The sequence below is a fragment of the uncultured Veillonella sp. genome, from assembly GCF_934190855.1.
In the GTDB taxonomy this organism is placed as follows: Bacteria; Bacillota; Negativicutes; order Veillonellales; family Veillonellaceae; genus Veillonella.
On the sequence record NZ_CAKPTN010000224.1, the window covers coordinates 1 to 2,024 of the forward strand.

General features: G+C 37.8%; 2 protein-coding genes. One reads left to right on the forward strand and one right to left on the reverse strand.

What is annotated here, in order from left to right; genetic code table 11:
- Window positions 1-466, reverse strand: a 466-nt coding sequence (locus Q0F90_RS09025; protein ID WP_296004926.1) for a transglycosylase domain-containing protein, incomplete at its 3' end; no start/stop codon positions are given.
- A 158-nt stretch (window positions 467-624) separates the two neighbouring features.
- On the opposite strand from Q0F90_RS09025, the gene tyrS reads away from it, so the two are divergent.
- Window positions 625-1,833, forward strand: a complete 1,209-nt coding sequence (tyrS, locus tag Q0F90_RS09030; RefSeq protein ID WP_296004928.1) for a tyrosine--tRNA ligase — start codon at window positions 625-627, stop codon at window positions 1,831-1,833.
- Window positions 1,834-2,024 lie beyond the last annotated feature (191 nt).

A 2,024-nucleotide genomic window follows, 5' to 3' on the forward strand; every position in this document is an offset into this window, starting at 1 on the left:
TTCTGTCTTGCGATAAGAATGCATTACGCGCTAACTGTTGAGTGATTGTAGAACCACCTTCAGATACGCCACTATGTACGATGTTCACCCACACAGCACGCAAGATACCGATTGGGTCGATACCATGATGTGTGTAGAAACGAGAGTCCTCTGTAGCAACAAAGGCATTCTGTAAATCTTTAGGCACATCCTTCAAAGGAATTGGCAATCTGTTTTCTGAGGAATGAACCGTCGTAATGAGATTGCCGTGCACGTCATAAATTTGAGACGATGCAGAAGGACGTACATTGGATACATCTGGTAGGTTAGACAGTGTAGCACTGATGAAACCACAGCCACCTCCGGCTACGATGAGTATAAGGAGAAGGGCACAAATCCAAAATAGACGCTTCGGACTTGTTTTCTTCGGTGTAGAACCATTGCCATTTGACCGGCGATTGGATCTCGCATTTGAGTTACTACTCATAGAGTCACCTCTTTTTTCTTTTAGTAAATATAACGTAAAATCTATTACGCAGTTATAAATATTATATCATAAATGGCTTAAAACCAATACTACATTATAATTGTGAAAGTTTTTAGATAATGGTATACTAAAACAATAGTATTTCTAGGAGGATTATCATGATTAGTGCTCAAGAACAAGTACGCCAAATTAAACACGGCGTAGCAGACTTAATTAACGAACAAGAACTTGTAAAGAAAATAGAGAAATCCATTAAGGAAAGCAAACCTTTAGTTATTAAATTAGGTTTGGACCCAACAGCTCCAGATATTCATTTGGGCCATACTGTACCACTTCGTAAACTACGTTTATTCCAAGAATTTGGTCATCAAGTAGTGATTGTTATCGGTGGTTTCACAGCTCGTATTGGCGACCCTACTGGTAAAAGTGTTACACGTCCACCATTAACAAAAGAAGAAGTATTGAAAAATGCTGAAACTTATAAAACACAAATCTTCAAAGTGTTAGATCCTGAAAAAACCATCGTTCGTGACAACAGCGAATGGTTAGAATCTATGAACTTTGCTGATGTGCTTCGTTTGGCTAGCTCCTATACTGTGGCACGTATGATGGAACGTGATGATTTCAGCAAACGTTTCAAAGAAGGTCGTCCTATCGGCGTACATGAATTTATGTACCCATTGATGCAAGGTCATGATTCTGTTGCATTACATGCTGACGTTGAATTTGGCGGTACAGACCAAACTTTCAACTTGTTAATGGGTCGTCATTTACAAGAATTAGAAGGTCAAGAACCACAAGTTGTTATCACAATGCCATTGCTTGAAGGCCTTGACGGCGTTCAAAAAATGAGTAAATCTTTAGGCAACTATATCGGTATCGACGAAGAGCCTAAAGAAATGTACGGTAAAGCAATGTCTATTCCTGATGAATTGATGATGCGTTACTTTATGCTTGTAACAGATATGTCTATCGAAGAACAAGAAGATATGGCAAAACGTCTTGAATCTGGTGAATTACACCCACGTGACGCTAAAATGCTATTAGCTCGTACCATCGTTCGCTTGTACCATGGTGAAGAGGCTGCTCTCGAAGCAGAAGAGGAATTTAAACGCGTATTCCAACAACGTGCGTTGCCTACAGATATTCCTGAATTTGCTATGGATGCTCCAACAGAACCAATCTTTGTACCACAATTCTGCACAGATGCTGGTTTGACTGCCTCTAATGGTGAAGCACGTCGCTCCATTAAAGCTGGTGCTTTCAAAGTAAACGGTGAAAAATATAGCGAAGAAAATATTACTCTTGAGGATGGCATGATCCTACAAGTAGGTAAACGTAAATTTGTAAAAATTAAATTTAATTAATATAAAACTGTGATGGGGTGTAGCACCTCATCACAGTTTTTTTCTGTCTATTATGTCTATAAGATTATTTATCTACTGAATCTGCTATTTATGAAGCAAAAATTGACTTACAAGTTAATGTATAATGAATGTAAAAGATAAAGATGAAAGATAACTATAAAATACAAATTTAATACATAAAACATTTATAC

Bases quoted from the DNA above. Each gene is read 5' to 3' on its own strand.
- tyrS (WP_296004928.1), top strand. From the start codon at position 625: ATGATTAGTGCTCAAGAACAAGTACGCCAAATTAAACACGGCGTAGCA.